The sequence below is a fragment of the Streptomyces aureoversilis genome (genome assembly GCF_042657885.1).
In the GTDB taxonomy this organism is placed as follows: domain Bacteria; phylum Actinomycetota; class Actinomycetes; order Streptomycetales; family Streptomycetaceae; genus Streptomyces; species Streptomyces aureoversilis.
Genome location: NZ_JBHSKJ010000002.1, coordinates 1 through 23832 on the forward strand (window position 1 = coordinate 1; position 23832 = coordinate 23832).

The 23832-nt window shown below is 73.0% G+C and carries 20 protein-coding genes and 1 tRNA gene; 9 read left to right on the top strand and 12 right to left on the bottom strand.

Annotation, left to right across the window (positions count from 1 at the left end; genetic code table 11):
* A partial coding sequence (locus ACFPP6_RS02895) for a tetratricopeptide repeat protein (RefSeq protein ID WP_382036814.1) occupies positions 1–964 on the top strand: 964 nt, incomplete at its 5' end.
* 102 nt (positions 965–1066) lie between these two features.
* On the opposite strand, the gene ACFPP6_RS02900 is transcribed toward ACFPP6_RS02895, so the two are convergent.
* From ACFPP6_RS02900 to ACFPP6_RS02915, 4 genes are all read right to left on the bottom strand, one after another.
* Positions 1067–1139 (bottom strand) — tRNA-His (locus ACFPP6_RS02900).
* A gap of 99 nt (positions 1140–1238) precedes the next feature.
* The gene (gene orn, locus ACFPP6_RS02905; RefSeq protein ID WP_336013667.1) at positions 1239–1847 is read right to left on the bottom strand and encodes an oligoribonuclease; all 609 of its coding nucleotides are present in this window, start codon (positions 1845–1847) and stop codon (positions 1239–1241) included.
* Between the two features lie 5 nt (positions 1848–1852).
* Positions 1853–3214: a helix-turn-helix domain-containing protein gene (locus ACFPP6_RS02910; protein WP_382036817.1), complete on the bottom strand. Its 1362-nt coding sequence runs from the start codon at positions 3212–3214 to the stop codon at positions 1853–1855.
* A gap of 368 nt (positions 3215–3582) precedes the next feature.
* Positions 3583–3915, bottom strand: coding sequence for a hypothetical protein (locus tag ACFPP6_RS02915; protein WP_382036820.1), 333 nt, complete (start codon positions 3913–3915; stop codon positions 3583–3585).
* A 379-nt stretch (positions 3916–4294) separates the two neighbouring features.
* On the opposite strand from ACFPP6_RS02915, the gene ACFPP6_RS02920 reads away from it, so the two are divergent.
* On the top strand, positions 4295–4816 hold the full coding sequence (locus ACFPP6_RS02920; RefSeq protein ID WP_058044349.1) for a universal stress protein: 522 nt from the start codon (positions 4295–4297) through the stop codon (positions 4814–4816).
* 321 nt (positions 4817–5137) lie between these two features.
* Here ACFPP6_RS02920 and glmS read toward each other — a convergent pair whose 3' ends face one another.
* The 3 genes from glmS to ACFPP6_RS02935 all read right to left on the bottom strand — a co-directional run bounded on the left by glmS (position 5138) and on the right by ACFPP6_RS02935 (position 8306).
* Positions 5138–6952, bottom strand: a complete 1815-nt coding sequence (gene glmS / locus ACFPP6_RS02925; protein ID WP_382036823.1) for a glutamine--fructose-6-phosphate transaminase (isomerizing) — start codon at positions 6950–6952, stop codon at positions 5138–5140.
* Between the two features lie 77 nt (positions 6953–7029).
* The gene (locus ACFPP6_RS02930; RefSeq protein WP_190020631.1) at positions 7030–7305 is read right to left on the bottom strand and encodes a hypothetical protein; all 276 of its coding nucleotides are present in this window, start codon (positions 7303–7305) and stop codon (positions 7030–7032) included.
* A gap of 86 nt (positions 7306–7391) precedes the next feature.
* Positions 7392–8306 (bottom strand): DUF4429 domain-containing protein, encoded by a 915-nt coding sequence (locus tag ACFPP6_RS02935; RefSeq protein ID WP_382036826.1) that lies wholly within the window; start codon positions 8304–8306, stop codon positions 7392–7394.
* Between the two features lie 160 nt (positions 8307–8466).
* Between ACFPP6_RS02935 and ACFPP6_RS02940 the strand changes: the two genes are divergently transcribed.
* Positions 8467–10089: a beta-N-acetylhexosaminidase gene (locus ACFPP6_RS02940; protein ID WP_382037684.1), complete on the top strand. Its 1623-nt coding sequence runs from the start codon at positions 8467–8469 to the stop codon at positions 10087–10089.
* A gap of 76 nt (positions 10090–10165) precedes the next feature.
* Here ACFPP6_RS02940 and ACFPP6_RS02945 read toward each other — a convergent pair whose 3' ends face one another.
* Genes ACFPP6_RS02945 through ACFPP6_RS02960 form a run of 4 tightly spaced genes read right to left on the bottom strand, consistent with a single transcriptional unit; the run spans position 10166 to position 16058 of the window.
* Positions 10166–11326: an acyl-CoA dehydrogenase family protein gene (locus ACFPP6_RS02945; RefSeq protein WP_382037685.1), complete on the bottom strand. Its 1161-nt coding sequence runs from the start codon at positions 11324–11326 to the stop codon at positions 10166–10168.
* Between the two features lie 9 nt (positions 11327–11335).
* Positions 11336–12274, bottom strand: coding sequence for a hydroxymethylglutaryl-CoA lyase (locus ACFPP6_RS02950; RefSeq protein ID WP_382036829.1), 939 nt, complete (start codon positions 12272–12274; stop codon positions 11336–11338).
* Complete coding sequence (locus tag ACFPP6_RS02955; protein WP_382036832.1) at positions 12271–14418, bottom strand: acetyl/propionyl/methylcrotonyl-CoA carboxylase subunit alpha; 2148 nt, start codon at positions 14416–14418, stop codon at positions 12271–12273. The genes ACFPP6_RS02950 and ACFPP6_RS02955 overlap by 4 nt, the downstream gene beginning before the upstream one ends.
* A gap of 8 nt (positions 14419–14426) precedes the next feature.
* Positions 14427–16058: a carboxyl transferase domain-containing protein gene (locus tag ACFPP6_RS02960; protein WP_382036834.1), complete on the bottom strand. Its 1632-nt coding sequence runs from the start codon at positions 16056–16058 to the stop codon at positions 14427–14429.
* A gap of 104 nt (positions 16059–16162) precedes the next feature.
* Between ACFPP6_RS02960 and ACFPP6_RS02965 the strand changes: the two genes are divergently transcribed.
* The 4 genes from ACFPP6_RS02965 (at position 16163) to ACFPP6_RS02980 (ending at position 19389) form a co-directional block, all read left to right on the top strand.
* On the top strand, positions 16163–16879 hold the full coding sequence (locus tag ACFPP6_RS02965) for an SACE_7040 family transcriptional regulator (protein WP_382036836.1): 717 nt from the start codon (positions 16163–16165) through the stop codon (positions 16877–16879).
* Between the two features lie 134 nt (positions 16880–17013).
* Positions 17014–18171, top strand: a complete 1158-nt coding sequence (locus ACFPP6_RS02970) for an acyl-CoA dehydrogenase family protein (protein ID WP_382036838.1) — start codon at positions 17014–17016, stop codon at positions 18169–18171.
* Positions 18172–18191: 20 nt separating this feature from the next.
* Positions 18192–19094, top strand: a complete 903-nt coding sequence (gene tesB, locus ACFPP6_RS02975; protein ID WP_382036841.1) for an acyl-CoA thioesterase II — start codon at positions 18192–18194, stop codon at positions 19092–19094.
* Between the two features lie 49 nt (positions 19095–19143).
* On the top strand, positions 19144–19389 hold the full coding sequence (locus ACFPP6_RS02980; RefSeq protein WP_382036844.1) for a hypothetical protein: 246 nt from the start codon (positions 19144–19146) through the stop codon (positions 19387–19389).
* Between the two features lie 26 nt (positions 19390–19415).
* On the opposite strand, the gene ACFPP6_RS02985 is transcribed toward ACFPP6_RS02980, so the two are convergent.
* On the bottom strand, positions 19416–20219 hold the full coding sequence (locus tag ACFPP6_RS02985; RefSeq protein ID WP_382036846.1) for a phosphatase: 804 nt from the start codon (positions 20217–20219) through the stop codon (positions 19416–19418).
* 178 nt (positions 20220–20397) lie between these two features.
* Here ACFPP6_RS02985 and speB point away from each other — a divergent pair, with 178 nt between their 5' ends.
* Positions 20398–21378 (top strand): agmatinase, encoded by a 981-nt coding sequence (gene speB / locus ACFPP6_RS02990; RefSeq protein WP_058044362.1) that lies wholly within the window; start codon positions 20398–20400, stop codon positions 21376–21378.
* A gap of 182 nt (positions 21379–21560) precedes the next feature.
* Positions 21561–23747 carry a potassium-transporting ATPase subunit KdpB gene (gene kdpB, locus ACFPP6_RS02995; protein WP_382036850.1) on the top strand — a complete coding sequence of 729 codons (2187 nt, stop codon included), beginning with the start codon at positions 21561–21563 and terminating at the stop codon, positions 23745–23747.
* Positions 23748–23832: the final 85 nt, after the last annotated feature.

The window sequence follows — 23832 nt, forward strand, 5'->3', positions numbered from 1 at the left end:
CGCGGCCTCGCTCGGCGCCGCCGCGCCGGCGGCGCCCGCGCCGCGCGGCCAGCGCCGCGCCGGCGAGGCCGAGGCGTCCGCCGTCGAGCAGGCCGTCCGCCGCATCCGCCTGCTGGACGACCGGCACGGCGGCGACGGCCTCTACCGGCGGTCCACCCGCCCGCTGCGGATCGCCTACGAGCTGCTCGACGCCGACACCCGCCGCCGGTCGGTCGCCGAGCGGCTGCAGTCGGGCGCGGGCGAACTCGCGCTCTCCGTCGGCTGGCTGGCCCACGACTCCGGCCGTTTCGCGGACGCCCGCTCCCACTACGCCGAGGCGCTCGCCACGGCCCGGGTGGCCGGGGACGCGGCGCTGGAGGCCCACGCCTTCTGCAACGCCGCCTTCCTCGCGCGGGACGCGGGCCGCCCGCGGGAGGCCGTGCGCGCGGCGCAGGCCGCGCAGGGCGCCGCGAAGGGGCTGGCCTCCCCGCGCCTGATGTCCCTGCTGGCCCTGCGGGAGGCCGGCGGCTGGGCCGGGCTCGGCGACCGGGCCGCCTGCGAGGCCGCCCTGCTGCGGGCGCGCACGCTCTTCGGCCGCGGGCCGGGCGACGCCGACCCCGAGTGGATGAGCTTCTTCGGGGAGGCCGAGCTGGAGGGGCTGGAGGCCCAGTGCCGGTCGGCGCTCGGCGACTGGGCGCGGGCGGCGGAGCACGCCCGGCGCGCCGTCGCCCTCCAGGATCCGCACTTCGCCCGCAACACCGCCCTCTTCACCGCGCAGCTCGCCGGGGACCTCGCCCGGGGCGGGGCGCCGGACGCGGCGGCGGCCGCGGGGGAGCGCGCGCTGGACCTGCTGACCGAGGTCCGCTCGACCCGGATCCGGACGATGCTCGCCGCCACGGCCCGGCTGCTCGGCGGCCACGGGGGCGAGCCGTCCGTGGCGGGGTTCCTGGAGCGGCACGCGGCGGAGCGGAAGAGCGACGGCTGACACGCCGTACGAATCCCCGGGACGGCCCAAGCGGCCGGCCCTACGGACCCGGAATACGACGAGGGCCCCGGTCCGCTTCCGCGGACCGGGGCCCTCTGTCAGGGTGAGTAACGGGACTTGAACCCGCGACATCCTGGACCACAACCAGGTGCTCTGCCAGCTGAGCTATACCCACCATGTTTGTCCGGCGTGTTTCCCACCGGCCGAGAAGAAGTCTACAGGGTCTTCGGGGGTGCTCGCTCCCGGCTTTCCGCCGAGCCGGGAGCGAGCTGTGTCACACCGCCTTGGCGGGCAGGACGTGCTTGGCCGCGATGGCCTTCGCCGTGTCGGAGTCCGGGCCGGGCTGCGGCACGAAGATCGCCTCGCGGTAGTAGCGGAGCTCGGCGATCGACTCGCGGATGTCGGCGAGGGCGCGGTGGTTGCCGCTCTTCTTCGGGCTGGAGAAGTAGGCCCGCGGATACCAGCGGCGGGCCAGCTCCTTCACCGACGACACGTCGACGATCCGGTAGTGCAGGTGGGACTCCAGGGCCGGCATGTCCCGCGAGAGGAAGCCGCGGTCGGTGCCGACCGAGTTTCCGCACAGCGGGGCCTTGCCCGGCTCCGGGACGTGCTCGCGGACGTAGGCGAGGACCTGCTGCTCGGCGTCCTCGAGGGTGGTGCCCCGGTCCAGCTCCGCGAGCAGCCCGGAGGCCGTGTGCATCTGGCGCACCACCTCGGGCATGGTGACGAGGGCCTCGGCGGGCGGGCGGACGACAATGTCCACGCCGTCGCCGAGGATGTTCAGCTCCGAGTCGGTCACCAGGGCGGCCACCTCGATGAGCGCGTCGTCCGACAGCGAGAGCCCGGTCATCTCGCAGTCGATCCACACCATGCGATCGTTCATGCTCCTCACCCTACGGGGCGTTCCCGCTGGCCGGGCAGGCGTGGGGTGTAGAGGTCGGATTCCGGCTTGCCCGGTTCCGCACCACCTATCCCATATCCACCGCTATGCCCGCCCGGATGGGTTCCGTGCGGGACGTGGCCCTGGTGCCCTCCGTGCGACGGCGGCGGCCCGCCGAGCACGCCGCCGGCGCCGGACGCGGCGTGCGCCGGGGCCATGGCCGCGCGCCGGAGCGCCATCACCGACGACTCCCCGGTCCGCTGCTCGCCCAGCTCCGGCCGGTCGAACCGGTCCGGACGCTCCCGCTCCGGACGCCCCTCGCGCTCGGCCCGCTCGGGGCGGTCGGCCGAGTTCTGGGGACGGCGCGCGCGGTACGCGGCCCGGTAGGCGGCCGGGGAGGACCCCAGCTGCCGGCGGAAGTGGCCGCGCAGGGCCACCGGCGAGCGGAAGCCGCAGCGTCCGGCGACCTCGTCCACGGAGTAGTCGGAGGTCTCCAGCAGCCGCTGCGCCTGGAGCACCCGCTGAGTGATCAGCCACTGCAGGGGCGCGCTCCCGGTGAGCGAACGGAACCGCCGGTCGAAGGTCCGGCGGGACATGTAGGCACGGGCGGCGAGCGTCTCCACGTCGAACTGCTCGTGGAGGTGCTCCAGCGCCCAGGCGACGACCTCGGCGAGCGGGTCGGCGCCGATCTCCTCGGGTAAAGACCTGTCGAGGTAGCGCTCCTGTCCTCCGCTGCGGCGCGGCGGGACGACGAGCCGGCGGGCCAGGGCCCCCGCGGCATCGGCGCCGTGGTCGGTGCGGACGATGTGCAGGCACAGGTCGATGCCTGCCGCGGTGCCCGCGGACGTCAGTACGTCGCCGTCGTCCACGAAGAGCTCCCGCGGGTCCACGTGGACCGACGGATAGCGCTTGGCGAGCGTGGGCGCGTACATCCAGTGGGTGGTCGCCGGCCTGCCGTCGAGCAGGCCTGCCGCGGCCAGTACGAAGGCCCCGGTGCACAGCCCGACGATGCGGGCGCCCTCCTCGTGGGCGCGGCGCAGTGCGTCGAGCGCGGCGGTGGGCGGCGGCTGGGTGATCGACCGCCAGGCCGGTACGACGACGGTGCCGGCCCGGGAGAGCGCCTCCAGGCCGTACGGTGCGGTCAATTCAAGACCGCCGGTTGTTCGCAATGGCACATCCTCGCCCGCGCACACCAGCAAGCGGTAGCGAGGGACTCCGGCATCCTGTCGGTCGATGCCGAACACGGAGAGCGGAATGGAGCTTTCGAAGATGGGGCCGCCGCTGAATAGCAGCACTGCGACGATCTCCCGGCGGCGGCGTCCGGAGAGCTTGCGCGTGGTCTCCGGTACGGTCGTGGAGTCCTGGCTCATGGCGCTAAGCCCCCCTCGGCGGTCGAGTCCTCTCGGTCCTGCACGTTTCCCCTCGGTCCTGAACGGTTCCCCCGCCGGTCATGGCCAAGATCGAATCTACTGCGTCGGATGGAGACGCAGTGACCAGTTCACCACTCGGCTCTAAGTCGACATGGCAACTTGGCGCGAAGCGTTCGATCACGAAGCGTTGCACTTGCAGGCCTCGGTGAAAAGTACGCCTCTCGCCCATGCCCAATCCCCGTAGGGTGCAACCGCCCTCCGCGGTCCCTTCCTTGCTGGTCGACCGGCTGTTAGGGGCGTCTCAAGCCAAGGTATGGGGTTCGGACTGAAGTTGGCTGAAAAGTGGTGGGTCCGGGTGTGCGAAAGTGTCATTCTCCCGGCGCGGTGCCACCCGGGTGGCGTCCGCCGCGGTGCGCCCCGGTGCCCGTCCGGCCGTGCCGGCCGCGGTGCGGAATCGTCTGTTCCGCAAGAGCCCGGGCGGCGCTGCGCTCCGACTGGCGCAGCACGGCGCGGCAGGCGCAGGTGACGGCGACGAGCCCGGCCGCCGTGCCCGCGGCGCCGCCGAAGGACTGACCGCAGATCAGCAGGGTCACCGGGACGAGCACGCAGCTGAAGGCGGCCCAGCGGACCACGTCGCTCACCGGATCGGGGGAGTCCTGCGGCGGGGCGTCGGCGCGGGCGTGGTCACGGGTTCCGGGCACGGAGCGCTCCCTGCTGGCGGCGGGCTGGCGGTGGTACAACGCCCGGCCGGGGCCCTCGGTCACTGCGCGGAGCGCATCGGGAGTACACCCGGAGCACGGCGGGGGCATTGCGCTACGCGCCGCCCTCGTGCATGCTCCGGGGAACGCCCGCCCGCCACCCCACCCACCGGCGGCCCGGGCGGGCACCGCGTGCCACGCCCGTGCGACCCCGGGGCTCCGGGTCGCCGGTCGGCCCCTGGGCAGGCGGCGCGTGTCGCCGTACCCTGGTGGGTAAGTGATTGAAAAGATGAATCCCGGACGGATTTTGCCTCCAAGATCCGCCCCGGGGGAGCAACCGCCGATCTCCCTCCGCCCGAGGACACCCTTCGCCGAGATACCGATGGCCGGTCACGAATTCTCCGAACCTGCGGACCGCAAGCGGGTCGCCGATCACGCGGCGCACCCCGAAGCGGCGGAAGAAACACGCCATTCCTGCGATCCGGCGTTCCAGCACGGCGTCGTGGTGGGCTTCGACGGCTCCACGTCCAGCGAGCGGGCGCTTGCGTATGCAATCGGGATGGCCCGGCGCTCCGGCTCCGGGCTGATCATCGTGCATGTCGCCAACCGGCTGCCGACGACGGTCTGGGCGGGCTGCGAGCCCCCCGTCTTCGTGGACGTCCCCGACCACCGCACCGAGGTCCTCGGCCTGGAACTGGCCTGTGCGGACCATCTGTCGGAGGTGCCGTGGATCCTCGTCGAGCGCGGCGGGGACATCTGCCACGAACTGGAGGAGGTCGGCCGGGAGTACGCCGCCGACGCGATCGTCGTCGGTTCGACGCACGGCCTGGTCGGCCGGATCTTCGGATCGGTGGCGGGCCGGCTCGCCCGGCGGGCCCAGCGGCCCGTCGTCGTCATTCCGTAGCCGACTTCCCCACCCTGCAGGGGTGATGACTCCTGCCCCCGACTTGACGGCCCGTGAATCTACCCGCGCGTAGGGGGTGGATCGCGCCGCTGCCGCGGGTAGGAACCGCCCGGACGGCGTGCTGCCGTACGGGAGGTGACGGTTCCCGGAAGCGGCGGCATCCCCGCCGGCGCGAGGGCGAATGCCGGCGCATGGGAAAGCGGCCTTCCCGCGCGCGTGGTGGCACGTGCGGGAAGGCCGTTTCTCTCGGACCTGTCGCGGACAGGTGCGGACAGGTACGAGAGGGCTCCGGGGGGCCCGCCGCGGCGGGCCCGGCGGGGACTACTCGACGGTGACCGACTTCGCCAGGTTGCGCGGCTTGTCGATGTCACGGCCCATGGCCTTCGCCGTGTAGTACGCGAAGAGCTGCAGCGGGATGCCCATGAGGATGGCGTCCAGCTCGTCCTCGTTCTTCGGCACCACGATCGTGTGGTCGGCCTTCTCCTGCTCCTGGTGCGCGACGGCGAGGATGCGGCCGCTGCGGGCCTTGATCTCCTCCAGCGCGGCGCGGTTCTTCTCCAGCAGCTCGTCGTCCGGGACGATGGCGACCGTCGGCATCGCGGGCTCGATCAGGGCCAGCGGGCCGTGCTTGAGCTCGGAGGCGGGGTAGGCCTCGGCGTGGATGTACGAGACCTCCTTGAGCTTCAGCGAGGCCTCGCGGGCCACCGGGTAGCCCCGGACGCGGCCGATGAACATCATCGACTTGGCGTCCGCGTACTCCCCGGCCAGCTTCTCGATCTGCTCCTCGTTGGCCAGGATCTCCTCGATCTGGCCGGGCAGCTTGCGCAGGCCCTCGATGATCCGCTTGCCGTCGGCGACGGACAGGTCGCGGGTGCGGCCCAGGTGCAGGGCGAGCAGGCCGAAGGAGACCACCATGTTGGTGAAGCACTTGGTGGAGACGACGCAGACCTCGGGGCCGGCGTGCACGTAGATGCCGCCGTCGGTCTCGCGGGCGATCGCGGAGCCGACCACGTTGACCAGGCCCAGGACGCGGGCGCCCTTGCGCTTGAGCTCCTGGACGGCCGCCAGGACGTCGTAGGTCTCACCGGACTGGGACACCGCGATGTAGAGGGTGTCGGGGTCCACGACCGGGTTGCGGTAGCGGAACTCGGAGGCGGGCTCGGCATCGGCGGGGATGCGGGCCAGCTCCTCGATCATCTGGGCGCCGATCTGGCCGGCGTGGTACGAGGTGCCGCAGCCGAGGATCTTCACCCGGCGCACGGCGCGGGCGTCGCGGGCGTCGAGGTTCAGGCCGCCCAGGTGCACGGTGGAGAAGCGGTCGTCGATCCGGCCGCGCAGGGCGCGGTCGACCGCCTCGGCCTGCTCGTGGATCTCCTTGTGCATGTACGTGTCGTGGCCGCCCATGTCGTACGACTCGGCCTCCCACTCCACGGTGGTCGGCTGGGCCGAGGTGGAGGAGCCCTCGGTGGTGTACGTGCGGTAGTCGTCGGCGCGCAGGGTGGCCATCTCGCCGTCGTCGAGGGTGACGACCTGGCGGGTGTGGCTGACCAGGGCGGCGACGTCGGAGGAGACGAACATCTCCTTCTCGCCTATGCCCAGGACCACGGGGGAGCCGTTGCGGGCGACGACGATGCGGTCCGGGAAGTCGGCGTGCAGGACGGCGATGCCGTACGTGCCCTCGATGTGCTTGACCGCCTCGCGGACCTTCTCCTCCAGCGTGCCGGCCTCGGAGCGGGCGATGAGGTGGGCGAGGACCTCGGTGTCGGTGTCGGAGACGAAGACGAAGCCCTCGGCCGTCAGCCTGGCGCGCAGGTCGGAGGCGTTGTCGATGATGCCGTTGTGGACGACGGCGACCTTCTCCTCCGCGTCCAGGTGCGGGTGGGCGTTGACGTCGTTCGGCGCGCCGTGGGTGGCCCAGCGGGTGTGCGCGATGCCGGTGGTGCCCGCGAAGCGCTTGGGCAGGCGGGACTCCAGCTCGCGGACGCGGCCCTTGGCCTTGGCGGACTTCAGGCCACCGGTCTTGCCGTGCAGGGCGATGCCGGCGGAGTCGTAGCCGCGGTACTCCAGCCGCTGCAGACCCTCCAGCAGCAGCGGTGCAACATCGCGCTTACCGATATATCCGACGATTCCGCACATAAGTGGTGACCCTCCCAGAGAAACGATCAGTGGTGCCCGGCAGTGGGGGCGGCGGTAGCGGCGCCGCCCCCACTGCCTCAGCCGTAGACGATGCGGCGCAGCTGCCGCAGCGAGAGCTCCGGCGGAGCCACCGCCCGGTGCGGCAGCTCGGCCGAGATCCGCTCGAAGATCTCCGCGTTGCGCAGTCCGCCGGACTGCAGCTCGCGATGACGGCGGCGGACGAAGACCTCGGTCGTCTCGTCGAAGTACGCCAGGACGTCCAGGACCACCCGGGCGGCCTCGCCGCGCTGAAGCGGCGTGCTGCGCACCAGGTGATCCACCAGGTCGTCATGATTCATACGGCGTTCGAGCACCCGTCGATACTGAGGGCTGTCGGCGACATTCGCAAGAATCCTGCCCGATATCGGGCAAGGGTGGGTGGATCGGGTGCCGGAATCGACTAGAAACGCTTCAATACAGCCTGTTTCGCCGCGGTGAACTCCTCCTCCGTCAAGATCCCGGCCTGGTGCAGTTCGCCCAGCTCCCGCAGGCGCCGCAGCAGGGCGTCGTGATCGGAAGCGGCGGCGGGGGCCGGCCCGGCGGGTGCGGGCACGAGCGCGGCGGGTGCGGCCGCGGCCTCGGCGGGGGAGGGCAGGGCGGTCGGCGCCCCGGCGCCGGCCGGGTGCGGGAGCCGGGCGAGGACGGCGGCCGCGGCCATCGCCATCAGCAGGTCCTTCTTGAAGCCGTACAGCTCGATCGCGTGGGGGTCGTGCTTGGGCGGGGCCTTGGTCGGCTCCCTGAGGACGACGAAACGGAGGTAGCCGTTCTCCAGGCCGGCGGAGGGCAGCCACTCCACCGAGCGGACCTCCGCCAGGGCGAGCGCCTGCGGACCGGCGGACTTCTTGCCCTCCTCGGTCATCCAGTTCCACTCCAGGCGGATCCACTCGCCGTCGAAGGTGACCGTGCCGTCCCCGGCGCCCACCGACAGCGGCAGCGTCGGGCCCGGCAGGAGGTAGCGGTCGGCCGGCCCGTCCGGGACCTGCTCCAGCAGGAGGGCGTTGCGCACCTCGTCCACGAAGTACTCCGCGACGCCCGCGCGGTCGGACTCGACCGTCAGCCGGTACGGATCGGCGGCGTCCGGCAGCCGGCCCCGCGCGGCCTGCAGCAGGGGGTCCGCCCCGTCGCGCAGCCGCAGCCGCAGACGGCCGTGCTTGCGGCCCGGCTCGTAGGAGATCCCCGCCACCGCCCGCAGCGGAACGGCCAGCTCACCGAGGGTCTGGCGCAGCAGGTGCACACCGCGCTCGCGGCCCGGAACGATCCGTATCGTGTCGCCGTCGAAGGTCCACGTACCGTCCTTCTGGAGGATCTCAGCCATGGGCGAATTCTCTCAGGCGCGTACGCTCGGAAAGGCGCGGATCGTGACGCGGATCCCGGCCCCGGCCTTGACGCCGGCCGGGGCCGGCGCTACCCAAGTGGTCGTTCGTACGCGTGAATTCCCGTGAGCGGTACGCCGAAGGGACTTCCTCTTGAGACGCATGAGCCCCCGGTGCAGGAACGCGAGGCGTCTGGCGACGACCGGCCTCGCCCTGCTGCTCCTCTCCGCCGCCGGCACGGCCGTCCCGGCCCGGGCCGCGGAGCCCGCCCCCGCCCCGCTCGACCGCAGCATCGTGCCCGCCCCCGCCTCCGTCCGCCCCGGCGGCGAGCCGTACGAGATCACCGCCCGCACCGTCGTGCGGGTGCCGCCCGGCAACCCGGAGGCCGCCCGGATAGGCGGCTACCTGGCGGGCCTCCTGCGCCCCTCGACGGGCTACCGGCTGCCGGTCCTGCCCGGCGGGACGGACGGGCCCGGCATCCGGCTGGTCCTCGACGAGGACGGTGCGCAAGAGGGCCGGGACGGCGGCGGCGAGGGCTACCGGCTGTCCGTCACCTCCCGCGCCGTGACGATCTCCGCGCGGGAGGGCGCCGGGCTCTTCCACGGCGTCCAGACCCTGCGCCAGCTGCTCCCCGCCCGCGCCGAGCGCACCGAGCGGCAGCCCGGGCCCTGGACCGTGGCGGGCGGCGTCGTCACCGACGCGCCGCGCTACGCCCACCGCGGCGCGATGCTCGACGTCGCCCGCCACTTCTTCACCGTGGACCAGGTGAAGCGGTACATCGACCAGCTCGCCCTCTACAAGATCAACCGGCTGCACCTGCACCTCTCCGACGACCAGGGCTGGCGCATCGCCGTCCGCTCCTGGCCGCGGCTGGCCGGGCACGGCGGCAGCACGCAGGTGGGCGGCGGCCCCGGCGGCTCCTACAGCCGCGACGACTACCGCGAGATCGTCCGCCACGCCGCGAGCCGCTACCTCACCGTGGTCCCCGAGATCGACATGCCGGGCCACACCAACGCGGCGCTCGCCTCGTACGCCCGGCTCAACTGCGACGGCGTCGCCCGTCCCCTCTATACGGGCACCGAGGTCGGCTTCAGCTCGCTGTGCGTGGGGAAGCAGGACACGTACGACTTCGTGGAGGACGTCATCGGGGAGCTGGCGGCGCTGACGCCCGGCCCCTACCTGCACATCGGCGGCGACGAGGCGCACTCCACCAGCCACGCCGACTACGCGGCCTTCATGGAGCGGGTGCAGCCCGTAGTCGCCCGGCACGGCAAGACGGTCATCGGCTGGCACCAGCTGGCCGGGGCGCGTCCGGCGCCGGGCGCGCTCCTGCAGTACTGGGGGTACGGCCGGACCGGGGCCGCCGAACGGGCCCGGGTCGCCGCCGCGGTGCGGGCGGGCGCGGGCCTGATCCTCTCGCCCGCGGACCGGGCCTACCTGGACATGAAGTACACCAAGGACACGCCGCTGGGCCTGCAGTGGGCGGGCCTGGTCGAGGTGCGGCAGGCCTACGACTGGGATCCCGGCGGCTACCTGGAGGGCGTGCCCGCCGCGGCCGTCGCCGGCGTCGAGGCGCCGCTGTGGACGGAGACGATCACCACGAGCGCGCAGCTGGAGTACATGGCGTTCCCGCGCCTGACGGCCGTCGCCGAACTGGGCTGGTCCCCGGCGGCCACCCACGACTGGCCGTCCTACCGGGGGCGCCTGGCGGCGCAGGGTGCGCGCTGGGACGCACTGGGCATCAACTACTACCGCTCACCGCAGGTGCCGTGGCCTGTGACATGACCGGGGTCACGGGGCCAGGGCCCGGCCCGGCAGGTCGAGGGCGCGAGTGCCCTTCGACCTGCCGGGCCGGGGCCCGCTAGCCCGCGAAGCCGAGCTCGCGGGCGATCAGCATGCGCTGGACCTCGCTCGTGCCCTCGCCGATCTCCAGGATCTTGGAGTCGCGCCACATGCGGGCGACCGGGTACTCGTTCATGAAGCCGTAGCCGCCGTGGATCTGCGTGGCCTCGCGGGCGTTCGTGACCGCGATCTCCGAGGAGTACAGCTTGGCGAGGGCCGCCTCCTTCTTGAACGGCTCGCCGTGCACCAGCCGGGACGCGGCGTCGCGCCAGGCGAGGCGTGCCGTGTGCGCCCGCATCTCCATGTCGGCCAGCTTGAACTGGATGGCCTGGTTCGCGCCGATCGGCCGGCCGAACGCCTGCCGCTCCTTGGCGTACTTCACCGACTCGTCCACACAGCCCTGCGCCAGGCCCGTGGCCAGCGCCGAGATCGCGATGCGGCCCTCGTCCAGTATCCGCAGGAACTGGGCGTAGCCGCGGCCCTCCTCGCCCACGAGGTTGGCCTTCGGGACGCGGACGTCGGAGAAGGACAGCTCGCGGGTGTCCGAGGCGTTCCAGCCGACCTTGGAGTAGGGGGCGGCGACGGTGAAGCCGGGCGTGCCCGAGGGCACGATGATCGAGGAGATCAGCGGCTTGCCCTCCGGCGTGCGGCCGGTGACGGCGGTGACCGTGACCAGGCCCGTGATGTCCGTGCCGGAGTTGGTGATGAAGCACTTGGTGCCGTTGATCACCCACTCGTCCGTGGCCTCGTCCAGCCGGGCCGTGGTGCGCGTGCCGCCCGCGTCCGAGCCGCACTCCGGCTCCGTCAGGCCGAAGGCGCCCAGGACCTCTCCGGAGCACATCTTCGGCAGCCAGGTGCGCTTCTGCTCCTCGGTGCCGAAGCGGTGGATGGGCATGGCGCCCAGCGAGACGCCGGCCTCCAGGGTGATGGCCACCGAGGAGTCGACCCGGGCCAGCTCCTCCAGGGCCAGGCCGAGGGCCAGGTAGTCGCCGCCCATGCCGCCGTACTCCTCGGGGAACGGCAGCCCGAAGAGGCCCATGCGGCCCATCTCCCGCACGATCTCGTACGGGAACTCGTGGCGCTCGTAGAGGTCGCCGATCTTGGGTGCGACGACGTCGTGCGCGAACTCCTCCACGGTGCGGCGGAGTTCCTCGTGCTCGGGGGTGAGGCGGTGGTCCAGCGGCATGGCTCAGGACTCCTGTTGGGAGAGGGCGCGGACGGTACGGGACGGGCTGGGCCGCCCAAGCTGCTCGGCCATCCACACGCTGGTGGCGGTGAGCAGGCCGAGATCGACCCCGGTGTCGACACCGAGGCCGGCGAGCATCCAGAGAAGGTCTTCGGTGGCGAGGTTGCCCGTGGCGCTCTTCGCGTACGGGCAGCCGCCGAGGCCGCCGGCGGAGGCGTCGACGGTGGTGACGCCGTGCCGCAGGGCGGCCAGCGTGTTGGACAGGGCCTGGCCGTAGGTGTCGTGGAAGTGGACGGCGAGACGGTCCGTGGGCACGCCGCTTTCGTTGAGCGCCGTCAGCAGGGCCGTGACGTGGCCGGGCGTGGCCACGCCGATCGTGTCGCCCAGGCTCAGCTCGTCGCAGCCGAGGTCCAGCAGGCGGCGGGCCACCCGGACGACCTGCTCCAGGGGGACGGCGCCCTCCCACGGGTCGCCGAAGCACATGGACAGATAGCCGCGGACCCCCAGGCCCGCCTCGCGGGCCCGGGCCACGACCGGCGCGAACATCTCCAGCGACTCGTCGACCGTGCGGTTGAGGTTCGCCCTGGCGAAGGACTCCGTGGCGCTGCCGAAGACGGCGACCTCGCGGGCGCCGAGGCCGAGGGCGCGCTCCAGGCCGCGGGCGTTGGGCACGAGGACGGGCAGGCGGGCGTCCACGCCGTCCAGCAGGGGCATCAGCTGCTCGGCGTCCGCGAGCTGCGGCACCCACTTGGGGTGCACGAAGCTCGTGGCCTCCACGGTGCCGAGGCCCGCCGCGGCGAGGCGGCGGACGAACTCCGCCTTCACCTCGACCGGGACGACCGTCTTCTCGTTCTGCAGGCCGTCGCGCGGGCCCACCTCGTGGATCCGGACGCGGGAGGGGAAGCCGGGCTCCGGCACGGCCATGGGCAGTCCGCTGATCATGATTCCTCCGCGGGGGCGGCGGGCGTGACGACCGCCAGCACCTGGTCCATGGCGACCGTGGCGCCGGCCGTCACGTCGAGCTCGGAGACCGTGCCGTCGTGCGGGGCGGAGATGACGTGCTCCATCTTCATCGCCTCCACCACGAGCAGGCTCTGCCCGGCGCTGACGAACTCGCCGACGCTCGCCTTGACGACGGTGACGGTGCCCGGCATGGGGGCGGTGAGGGTGTCCACGCCGCCGGCGCCCGCGCCGCCGCCCGCGGCCCCGACGGGGTCGTGGTCGCGCAGGTGCCAGGCGTCGCCGTCACGGCCGAGCCAGATGCCCTCCGGGCCGGAGGCGGCGGTGAAGTGCCGGGTGACACCGTCGTAGTGGAGGGTGATGCCGCCTCCGGCACCGGCCCCCGGGTGCGGCACCGGCTGTGCACCGCCGACCACGCCGGGCGCGGCGGCTGCCAGCCCGGCGGAGACCGGGGCCGCCCCGGGCGGCGCCGTGTCCGCGGTGCCTGCCGAGGCCGGGAGCCGCCCGCTGCCCGTGGCGGGCACAGGGGCGTCCACGACCACCTGCGCTTGGCGCGCGGTGCCGCGCACCCGTACCGTCACCGGCTCGTGGCCCGGCACACGCAGGTGGTGCGGCGTCCATGCCGGTTCGCCGCCCAGGCGCCAGCCCGACGGGGCCGAGAACGGGTCCACCCAGCCGTGGGGCGGGGGCTCCAGCCCCTGCTGCCGCAGCAGTGCCGCTGCCGCGTACGCCTCGGCCGGCACCTCCTGCTCCACCAGCGCGACCGCGTCGCGGTCGACGAGGCCCGTGTCGAGCGCGCCCGCCACCACGTCCGGATGCGCCAGCAGCCGCCGCAGGAAGCCCGCGTTGGTGTCGACGCCCAGGACGACCGTGCCCGCGAGGGCGGCCCGCAGGCGGCGCAGCGCCGTCTCACGGTCGGGGCCGTGGGCGATCACCTTGGCGAGCATGGGGTCGTAGGACGTGCCGACGTCCGTGCCCTCCGTCAGGCCCGAGTCGACGCGGACGCCCTCGCCCGCGGGCTCGCGCAGCAGCCGCACCGTGCCCGCGGAGGGCAGGAAGTCGACCCGGTCGCCGTCGGCGCTCACGCGCGCGGTCTCGGCGCAGATACGGGCCTCCACGGCGTGGCCGCGGAGGGTCACCTGCTCCTGGGAGACGTCCAGGTGCTCGCCGGCGGCGACCCGCACCTGCCACTCGACCAGATCCAGGCCGGTGATCATCTCGGTGACGGGGTGCTCGACCTGGAGGCGGGTGTTCATCTCCATGAAGTAGTACGAGGCGGGGTCGTCGCCCGGCACGATGAACTCGACCGTGCCCGCGCCCGCATAGCCGCAGGAGCGCGCGGCCTGGACCGCCGCCTCGCCCATCGCGGCGCGGGTGGCCTCGTCGAGGAACGGGGAGGGCGCCTCCTCGATGATCTTCTGGTGGCGGCGCTGCAGGGAGCACTCGCGCTCGCCCAGGTGGATCGCGTGGCCGTGGCCGTCGGCCAGGACCTGGATCTCGATGTGGCGGGGGCGGTCGATCCAGCGCTCGACGAGGAGGGTGTCGTCGCCGAAGGAGCCGCGGGCCTCGCGCCGGGCGGCGGCGATCTCCTCGCCCAGCAGGGCGGCGTCGCGCACGAGGCGCATGCCCTTGCCGCCGCCGCCCGCGGAGGGCTTGAGCAGCACGGGCATGCCGATCGCGAGGGCGGCGGCCTCCAGCTCGGCGTCGGTCAGGCCGCTGCCGGAGGAGCCGGGCACCACGGGCACACCCGCGGCCTGCACGGTCTCCTTGGCCCGGATCTTGTCGCCCATCAGCTCGATGGCCCCGGCCGGCGGGCCGATGAAGGCGAGCCCGGCGTCGGCGCAGGCGCGGGCGAAGGCGGCGTTCTCGGCGAGGAAGCCGTAGCCGGGGTGGACGGCCTGGGCGCCGGTGCGGGCGGCGGCCTCCAGCAGGCGCGGTATCGACAGATAGCTCTCCGCGGCCGCGGCCGGGCCGATCCGCACGGCGGTGTCGGCCTCGCGGACGTGCCGCGCCCCGGCGTCGGCGTCGCTGAAGACGGCGACCGAGCGGATGCCGAGCGCGCGCAGCGTGCGGATGACCCGGACGGCGATCTCGCCCCGGTTGGCGACAAGGACAGTCTCGAACATGCTCCGCCTCACATCCGGAAGACGCCGTAGCCGGGCGCGGTGGTGTCCTTCTCGGGCAGGGGGGCGTTGGCGCAGGCCGTCAGCGCCAGGCCCAGCACCTGCCGGGTCTCCAGGGGGTCGATGACGCCGTCGTCCCACAGGCGCGCGGTGGCGTAGTAGGCGCTGCCCTGGGTGTCGTACTGCTCGCGGATCGGGGCGCGGAACGCGTCCTCGTCCTCGGCGCTCCAGCTCTCGCCGCGGGCTTCGAGCTGGTCGCGCTTGACGGTGGCGAGGACGGAGGCCGCCTGCTCGCCGCCCATGACGGAGATCTTGGCGTTGGGCCACATCCACAGGAAGCGCGGCGAATAGGCCCGGCCGCACATCGAGTAGTTGCCGGCGCCGTAGGAGCCGCCGATGACGACGGTGAGCTTGGGGACGCGGGTGCAGGCCACGGCCGTCACCATCTTCGCGCCGTGCTTGGCGATTCCGCCTGCCTCGTACTGCCGGCCGACCATGAAGCCCGAGATGTTCTGCAGGAAGACCAGGGGGATGCCGCGCTGGTCGCACAGCTCGATGAAGTGCGCGCCCTTCTGGGCGGATTCGGAGAACAGGATGCCGTTGTTGGCGACGATGCCGACCGGATGGCCGTGGATGCGGGCGAAGCCGGTCACCAGCGTCTGCCCGAACTCGGCCTTGAACTCGGCGAACCGCGAGCCGTCGACGACGCGGGCGATGACCTCGCGCACGTCGTACGGGGTGCGGGAGTCGGCCGGGACGGCGCCGTAGAGCCCGGCGGGATCGACGGCCGGCGCCTCGGCCGGCTCGACGGGCCAGGGGAGGGCGCCCCGCTCGGGGAGCGTGGAGACGATCGTCCGGACGATCCGCAGGGCGTGCTCGTCGCTCTCCGCGAGGTGGTCGGTGACGCCCGACACCTTGGAGTGGACCTCGCCGCCGCCCAGCTCCTCGGCCGTGACGACCTCGCCCGTGGCGGCCTTCACCAGCGGGGGGCCGCCCAGGAAGATCGTGCCCTGGCCGCGGACGATCACCGCTTCGTCGCTCATCGCCGGGACGTAGGCGCCGCCGGCGGTGCAGGAGCCCAGGACCGCGGCGATCTGCGGGATGCCCGCGCCGGACATCCGCGCCTGGTTGTAGAAGATGCGGCCGAAGTGGTCGCGGTCGGGGAAGACCTCGTCCTGCATGGGGAGGAAGGCGCCGCCCGAGTCCACCAGGTACAGGCAGGGCAGCCGGTTCTCCAGGGCGATCTCCTGCGCGCGCAGGTGCTTCTTGACCGTCATCGGGTAGTACGTACCGCCCTTGACGGTGGCGTCGTTGGCGACGATCACCACTTCGCGCCCGGAGACGCGGCCGATCCCGGAGATGACGCCCGCGGCCGGCGCGGCCCCGCCGTACATCCCCTCGGCCGCCAGCGGGGCGAGCTCCAGGAAGGGCGAGCCGGGGTCCAGCAGGGCGTCGACGCGGTCGCGCGGCAGGAGCTTGCCACGGGCGGTGTGCCGGTCCCTGGCCCGCTCGCCGCCGCCGAGCCGCGCCGCGGCCAGCCGCTCCCGCAGCTCCGCGGACAGCTCGCGGTGCGCGGCCTCGTTCACCCGCCAGGCGTCGGACGCCGGATCGGCGGCGCTCCCCAGCGCCGGTGCCTGCTGCATGTACTCGAGCTCCCTTGCTCGGTCACTGAGCCGCTCGGTTAATGAGCGTTAACACGTTTCCTTCAGGTTAACGACCACTAACGCCGCTGTCTAGAATCTCTTTCGTGAACGACGCACCAACCCGGACCACCCCGGCACCCGCCGCCCCCACCCGCCGCGAGCAGATCCTCCGGGAGGCGGCCCGCCTCTTCGCGGAGCGCGGCTTCCACGGCGTGGGGGTCGACGAGATAGGCGCCGCGGTCGGGATCAGCGGGCCCGGCCTCTACCGGCACTTCGCCGGCAAGGACGCGATGCTCGCCGAGCTCCTGGTCGGCATCAGCGAGCGGCTCTTCGCGGGCGGGCAGCGCCGCGTCATCGACGCCACCTCGACGGGCGAGGGCCCGGCCGCCGTCCTCGGCTCCCTCATCGACGGCCACATCGACTTCGCCCTCGACGACCGGGCCCTGATCACCCTCCACGACCGCGAGCTGGGCCAGCTGCGCGACAGCGACCGCAAGCAGGTCCGCTCGCTGCAGCGGCAGTACGTGGAGCTGTGGGTCGACGTCGTCGGCCGCCTGCACCCGGACTCCGGCGAGGCGGAGGTGCGCGCCGCCGTCCACGCCGTCTTCGGCCTCCTCAACTCCACCCCGCACCTCGGCCGCCCCGGCGCGCTCCCCGGCCGCGCGGCCACGGCCGCCCTGCTGCGCCGCCTGGCCCACGGGGCCTTCGCGTCGCTGACGGACGGCGGCCCGGCGGGACCTGCCGATACGTCTGCCGGTACGTCTGCCGGGACGCCCGGAGAGGAGCCCGCCGAGGAGCCCGCCGAGCCTTCCGCAGGCTGACGCGGCCGGGTCACCCGTTCGGTCCAGTCCGCTCTGGACAGCCCTGGTGACTCCCCGGTAGCTTTCGCCTGAGCAAGCGCTTGGCCAGGCATGAGCCCGGGGTCGCCGGGCCCGCACGAGGGGAATGGCAGCCAATGCGTCGCACGGTGTACAGCGAGGACCACGAGGCCTTCCGCGAGACGATCCGCGACTTCATCGCGGCCGAGGTCGTGCCCGTCTACGACGAGTGGCGCGAGGCGGGTTCGGCGCCCCGGGAGTTCTACAAGAAGCTCGGCGAGCTGGGTGTCTTCGGCATCGAGGTGCCCGAGGAGTACGGCGGGGCGGGCGAGAGCAGCTTCAAGTTCCAGGCCGTCATCGCCGAGGAGTGCGCCCGGGCGGGCGTGAGCTTCGGCGGCAGCGGCGTGCACACCGCGCTCTGCCTGCCCTACCTCCTGAAGTACGCCACCGAGGAGCAGAAGCGGCGCTGGCTGCCCCCCTTCGTCTCCGGCGACATGATGACCGCCATCGCCATGACCGAGCCCGGCACCGGCTCGGACCTGGCGGGCATGAAGACCACCGCCAAGCTCTCCCAGGACGGCACGCACTACGTCCTCAACGGCGCGAAGACCTTCATCACCGGCGGGGTCCACGCCGACCGGGTGCTCGTGTGCGCGCGCACCGCCCCGCCCACCCCCGAGGACCGGCGCGGCGGCATCTCCATCCTCGTCGTCGACACCGCCTCCGAGGGCTACGCGGTCGGCCGCAAGCTGGAGAAGCTCGGCCTCAAGACCTCCGACACCGCCGAACTCTCCTTCACCGACGTCAAGGTGCCGGTGGAGGACCTCCTCGGCGAGGAGGGCAAGGCGTTCGGCTACCTCGGCCACAACCTCCCCCAGGAGCGGCTGGCCATCGCCGTCGGCGCGTACGCCCAGTCCGCCGCGGCCGTGGAGTTCGCCAAGGCGTACGTCCGGGACCGCACCGTCTTCGGGCAGTCGGTCGCCGCCTTCCAGAACACCAAGTTCGTGCTGGCCGACTGCAAGTCCGAGGTCGACGCGATGCAGGCGGTCGTCGACCGCGCCCTCGACGCGCACGACGCCGGTGAGCTGACGCCTGCCGACGCCGCGTCCGCGAAGCTCTTCACCACCGAGCGCGCGGCGGCCGTCATCGACAAGTGCCTCCAACTCCACGGCGGCTACGGCTACATGATGGAGTATCCGATCGCCCGCCTGTACGCGGACACCCGCGTGACCCGCATCTACGGCGGCACCAGCGAGGTCATGCGCTCGATCATCGCCAAGTCGATGGGCCTGTAGGCCGGTAAGCCCCTGTCACCATGAACGAGCCCCTTACCCGCACCCCACTGGACGACCTGCTCGCCCTGCTCGACCTGGAGCAGATAGAGGAGGACATCTTCCGCGGCACCACCGGCCGCGCCATCCTCGTGCCGCGCGTCTTCGGCGGCCAGGTCGCCGCGCAGGCCCTCGTCGCCGCCGGGCGCACGGTCCCCGCGGACCGCGCGCCGCACTCCCTGCACTCCTACTTCCTGCGGCCCGGCGACCCCGCCGTGCCCATCGTCTACACCGTCGACCGCATCCGCGACGGCGGCTCCTTCACCACGCGCCGCGTCGTGGCCGTCCAGCACGGGCAGCCGATCTTCCACCTGTCGGCGTCCTTCCAGCGCCACGAGGAAGGCCTGGAGCACCAGGAGGCCATGCCGGCGGCGCCGGACCCGCAGACCCTCCCCACGGCGGCCGAGATGCTGCCCCGGTACGCGGAGCTCCTCGGCGGCCCCGGCGTCGTGGACCGCATCCTGGACGCCCGCTCGGCGGTCGACCTGCGGTACGCGGACCAGCCGCCGTTCGGCAGCGTCGGGGAGCCGCGCGAACCGAAGTCGCAGGTTTGGTTCCGTACCAACGGCAAACTGGCCGACGATCCCCTGCTGCACATCTGCCTGGCCACCTACGTGTCCGACATGACGCTCCTCGACTCCGTCCTCCTGGCCCACGGCCGCGGTGGCTGGGCCGTCGGCGACGTCGTCGGCGCGAGCCTGGACCACGCCATGTGGTTCCACCGCCCGTTCCGCGCCGACGAGTGGCTGCTGTACGACCAGGAGAGCCCCACCTCGCAGGGCGGCCGCGGGCTGGCCCGGGGGCGGATCTTCACCGAGAGCGGGCAGCTGGCGGTGTCGGTGATCCAGGAGGGTGTGGTCAGGGTTCCCCGTCCGCGGGCCCGGTGACATGACTACCCGTTAGAATCGGCGAGTTGACGTCACGGAGGGGGCTGGAATGGCACGCGCGACCGCGCAGATGGGAACGACCCTCAGGGGCCTGCTGATGGTGGCGGGAGGGCTGTGCATCGTCCTCGGCGTCGCCGTGGTCTTCCTCTGGCACTCCTCGCTCGTCGACCTGACGGGGGCGCCCGAGCTGGTGGGGTTCCTGGTGTTCCGGGGCGCCGAGGCCGCCCTCATCTGGGGCGGGGCCTGGGCGTGCGTGCGCGGCTGGAACGGCGGCCCCGAGGTGAGGCAGGGCTAGCCGCCCCCGGGGCGCGCCGCGCGGGGCTAGTCCTCCGCCGGGAGCCCGTCCAGCGGGAGCCCCGCGGCCGCCAGCAGGTACGCCGTCACCGGCTCGTAGAAGCGCGGGTCCACCACGTGGTCGTCCATGGGGACGGCCACCTGCAGCGTGCCCTCCGCCTCCGCGAGGAAGAGCGCCGGGTCGTTGGAGTCCGCGTAGCCCACGGCGTCGATGCCGCGCTGCGCCGCGCAGCCCGCCCAGCCGTGGTCGGCGACGACCAGGTCCGGCAGCGGGCGGCCCGCGCGCAGCAGGCCGTCGAGGATCGCGGTCATCGGGTGGGGGGAGTGGGTGTGCCAGAGCGTCGCCCCGCCCTCGTACACCGCGACGTCCGCGAACTGCACGACGCAGCCCTCGTCCGCGGTCAGCCCGCCCGGGATCCGGACGATCTCGCAGCCCGCCGCGCGCATGGCCGCGGCCGTGGTGCGGTGCGTCTCCAGCAGGGCGCCCGGGTGGCCGGTCGCGAACAGCACCCGCTGCCGGCCCTCCGCCGCCTTGCGCAGCACGTTCGCCATGCGGTCCAGGGCGTCGGCGGTCAGCTCGGGGTCGATGTGGTCCTGCCCGGCCCGGTGGTTCAGGTCGTCGCTGACACCGCAGCGCTCCGCCATCACGGCCAGCACGTCCTGCTCGTCGGTCCAGCGGTCGCCGAGCTCCAGGCCGAACCAGTAGCGGCGGTCGCCGTTCGCCAGCTTGCGGTAGTGGTCGAGGTTGTTCTCGCGCGGCGTCGCCACCGCGCCGGCGATGCGCGTGCGGACGAGGTGGTCGATCAGTGCGCTGCGGGTCGGTATCGGCATGCCGCTCATTGTCTCCCCCGATCACGTCGTGCTGGACGCGGTGTCCATATGGAGAGGCCGGACCCACAGTTACGTACATGTGCGGATTCCGCCGCCCTGCCTACCCTCGGGTACGTCCACCGCAGCCGCCCCGACGTTGGTTCGACCGTAACGCGTCCGTGATTCGAGAGGCACTCGCATGACCCCCCAGAACGGCCCTGCCCCCCGTGAACCGCGCGGCCCCGTCGACTCCTCCCGGATCCCGCGCTACGCCGGGCCCGCGACCTTCGCCCGCCTGCCGCGCCTGGACGAGGTCGGCACGGCGGACGTGGCCGTCGTCGGCGTGCCCTTCGACACGGGCGTCTCCTACCGGCCGGGCGCCCGCTTCGGCGGCAACGCCATCCGCGAGGCCTCCCGCCTGCTGCGCCCGTACAACCCGGCGCAGGACGCCTCCCCCTTCGCCCTCGCGCAGGTCGCGGACGCCGGCGACATCGCCGCGAACCCGTTCAACATCGACGAGGCCGTCGAGACCATCGAGGGCGCGGCCGACGACCTGCTGGGCACCGGCGCCCGCATGATGACCCTGGGCGGCGACCACACCATCGCCCTGCCCCTGCTGCGCTCGGTCGCCAAGAAGCACGGCCCCGTCGCCCTGCTGCACTTCGACGCGCACCTGGACACCTGGGACACCTACTTCGGCGCCGAGTACACCCACGGCACGCCGTTCCGCCGGGCCGTCGAGGAGGGCATCCTCGACACCGAGGCGCTGTCCCACGTCGGCACGCGCGGCCCGCTGTACGGCAAGAAGGACCTCACCGACGACGAGAAGATGGGCTTCGGCATCGTCACCTCGGCGGACGTGATGCGCCGGGGCGTCGACGAGATCGCCGACCAGCTGCGCCAGCGCGTCGGGGACCGCCCGCTGTACATCTCCATCGACATCGACGTCCTGGACCCGGCCCACGCCCCCGGCACCGGCACCCCGGAGGCCGGCGGCCTGACCTCCCGCGAGCTGCTGGAGATCATCCGCGGCCTGTCCTCCTGCAACCTGGTCTCCGCCGACCTGGTCGAGGTCGCCCCGGCCTACGACCACGCCGAGATCACGTCCGTGGCCGCGTCCCACGCCGCCTACGAGCTGACGACGATCATGTCGCGGCAGATCGCCGCGTCGCGCGGCTGACGCCACCCTTCGGCGAGCGCCGGGCGGGCCGGGAATCCGGGCCGCCCGGCGCTCGGCGTTTCCCGGGGCGGGGGAGCCCCCGGGGCCGCCGCGCGGCGTCAAAGGTGCGTAAGTCCGGACCTGCGCTCCGACAAGGGCGCGTAAGGATCCGGTGACGGGCCGTGCCCGGACGGTTGGCTGGGGTGATCACCCACCCCCGTCCCCCGTCGAAGGCCACCCCGTTGACCCTGCACCTCCTCCCCGAACAGGACGTCCGCCCGCCGAGCCCCGCCCCGCCCCCGGGGCGGAAGCGGCAACGGCACCGGCGGGTGGCCGGGGGCGCCGTCGACCTCCGCCAGCTCGCCGTCTCCCTCCCGGACGCCTTCCGCAAGCTGCACCCCCGGGTCATGGTCAAGCACCCGGTGCTCTTCGTGGTCGAGGCCGGCTCCGTCCTCACCACCCTCTCCGCGCTTCTCGACCCGTCCCCCTTCACCTGGCTCATCAGCGTCTGGCTCTGGCTGACCGTGCTCTTCGCCAACCTGGCCGAGGCCGTCGCCGAGGGCCGCGGCAAGGCCCAGGCCGAGACGCTGCGCCGCACCCGCGACACCACCGTCGCCCGGCGGCTGCGCACCTGGCGGGTGGGCATGGACCGGCGCGACTGGGTGGAGGAGCGCGTGGTCGCCGCCGATCTGCGCCCGCAGGACTTCGTGGTCGTGGAGGCGGGCGGGACCGTGCCCGGCGACGGCGAGGTCGTCGACGGCGTCGCGTCGGTCGACGAGTCGGCCATCACCGGCGAGTCCGCACCGGTGATCCGGGAGGCGGGCGGCGACCGCTCGGGCGTCACCGGCGGCACGAAGGTGCTCTCCGACCGGGTCGTCGTCCGCATCACCTCGCGTCCCGGGCACACCTTCCTGGACCGCATGATCGCCCTGGTCGAGGGCACCAGCCGGCAGAAGACCCCCAACGAGCTGGCCCTGAACATCCTGCTCGCCTGCCTGACCGTGATCTTCATCCTGGCCGTGGTGTCCCTGCAGCCCATGGCGGGCTGGGCGGGCGCCCCGCAGACCATCACCGTCCTCGTCGCCCTCCTGGTCACCCTCATCCCGACGACCATCGGCGCCCTGCTGTCCGCGATCGGCATCGCCGGCATGGACCGCCTCGTCCAGCGCAACGTCCTCGCGCTGTCCGGGCGGGCCGTGGAGGCCGCAGGGGACGTCAACACGCTCCTCCTGGACAAGACCGGGACCATCACCCTCGGCAACCGCCAGGCGGCCTCCTTCGTACCCGTCAAGGGCGTTTCGCACGAGCTGCTGGCCGACGCCGCCCAGCTCGCCTCCCTGGCCGACGAGACCCCCGAGGGCCGCTCGATCGTCGCCCTGGCGCAGCAGTACGGGATCCACCACGGGAACGAGGAGTTCGCGCACGGCCGCTTCGTGCCGTTCTCCGCGCAGACGAGGATGAGCGGGGCGGACTTCGCCCACGACGGCGAGTTCTGCCGCATCCGCAAGGGCGCCGGCAACGCGGTCGTGCAGTGGGTGTCCCGGCGCGGCGGCGAGGTCCCCGCCGAGGCCGGCTGGATCGCGGACTCCATCGCGGCCGGCGGCGGCACTCCGCTGCTCGTCGCCCTGGAGGACCGCGACGGCTGCCGGGTCCTGGGCGCCGTCCACCTCAAGGACGTCGTCAAGCCCGGCATAGCCGAGCGCTTCGCCGAGCTGCGCGCCATGGGCATCAGGACCGTCATGGTCACCGGCGACAACCCCCTCACTGCCAAGGCCATCGCCGCCGAGGCCGGCGTGGACGACTACATCGCCGAGGCGACGCCCGAGCACAAGCTCGCCCGCATCCGCGAGGAACAGGCCGGCGGCAAGCTGGTGGCGATGACGGGGGACGGGACGAACGACGCGCCCGCGCTGGCCCAGGCGGACGTGGGTGTGGCCATGAACACCGGCACCTCGGCCGCCAAGGAGGCCGGGAACATGGTGGACCTGGACTCCAACCCCACCAAGCTCATCGAGATCGTGGAGACCGGCAAGCAGCTGCTCATCACGCGCGGCGCACTCACCACCTTCTCCATCTGCAACGACGTCGCCAAGTACTTCGCGATCGTCCCGGCCATGTTCGGCGGCGTCGCCGGCTACGAGGGCCTGGAGAAGCTCAACGTCATGGGCCTGCACAGCCCGTCCTCCGCCATCGCCTCGGCGATCGTCTTCAACGCCCTGGTCATCGTCGCCCTGATCCCCCTCGCCCTGCGCGGCGTGCGCTACGCCCCCTCCAGCGCGCACGCCCTGCTGCGCCGCAACCTCGGCCTGTACGGGGTGGGCGGGCTGGTCGCGCCCTTCGTCGGCATCAAACTCATCGACCTGCTGCTGCAGTTCGTGCCGGGGCTGTGAGGACCTTTCCCCGGGCGTTGTTTCCCCCGGCATTTACTCGAATCAACTTCCGTGTCACGCACGGCGATCTACGGTGGACGGCGTC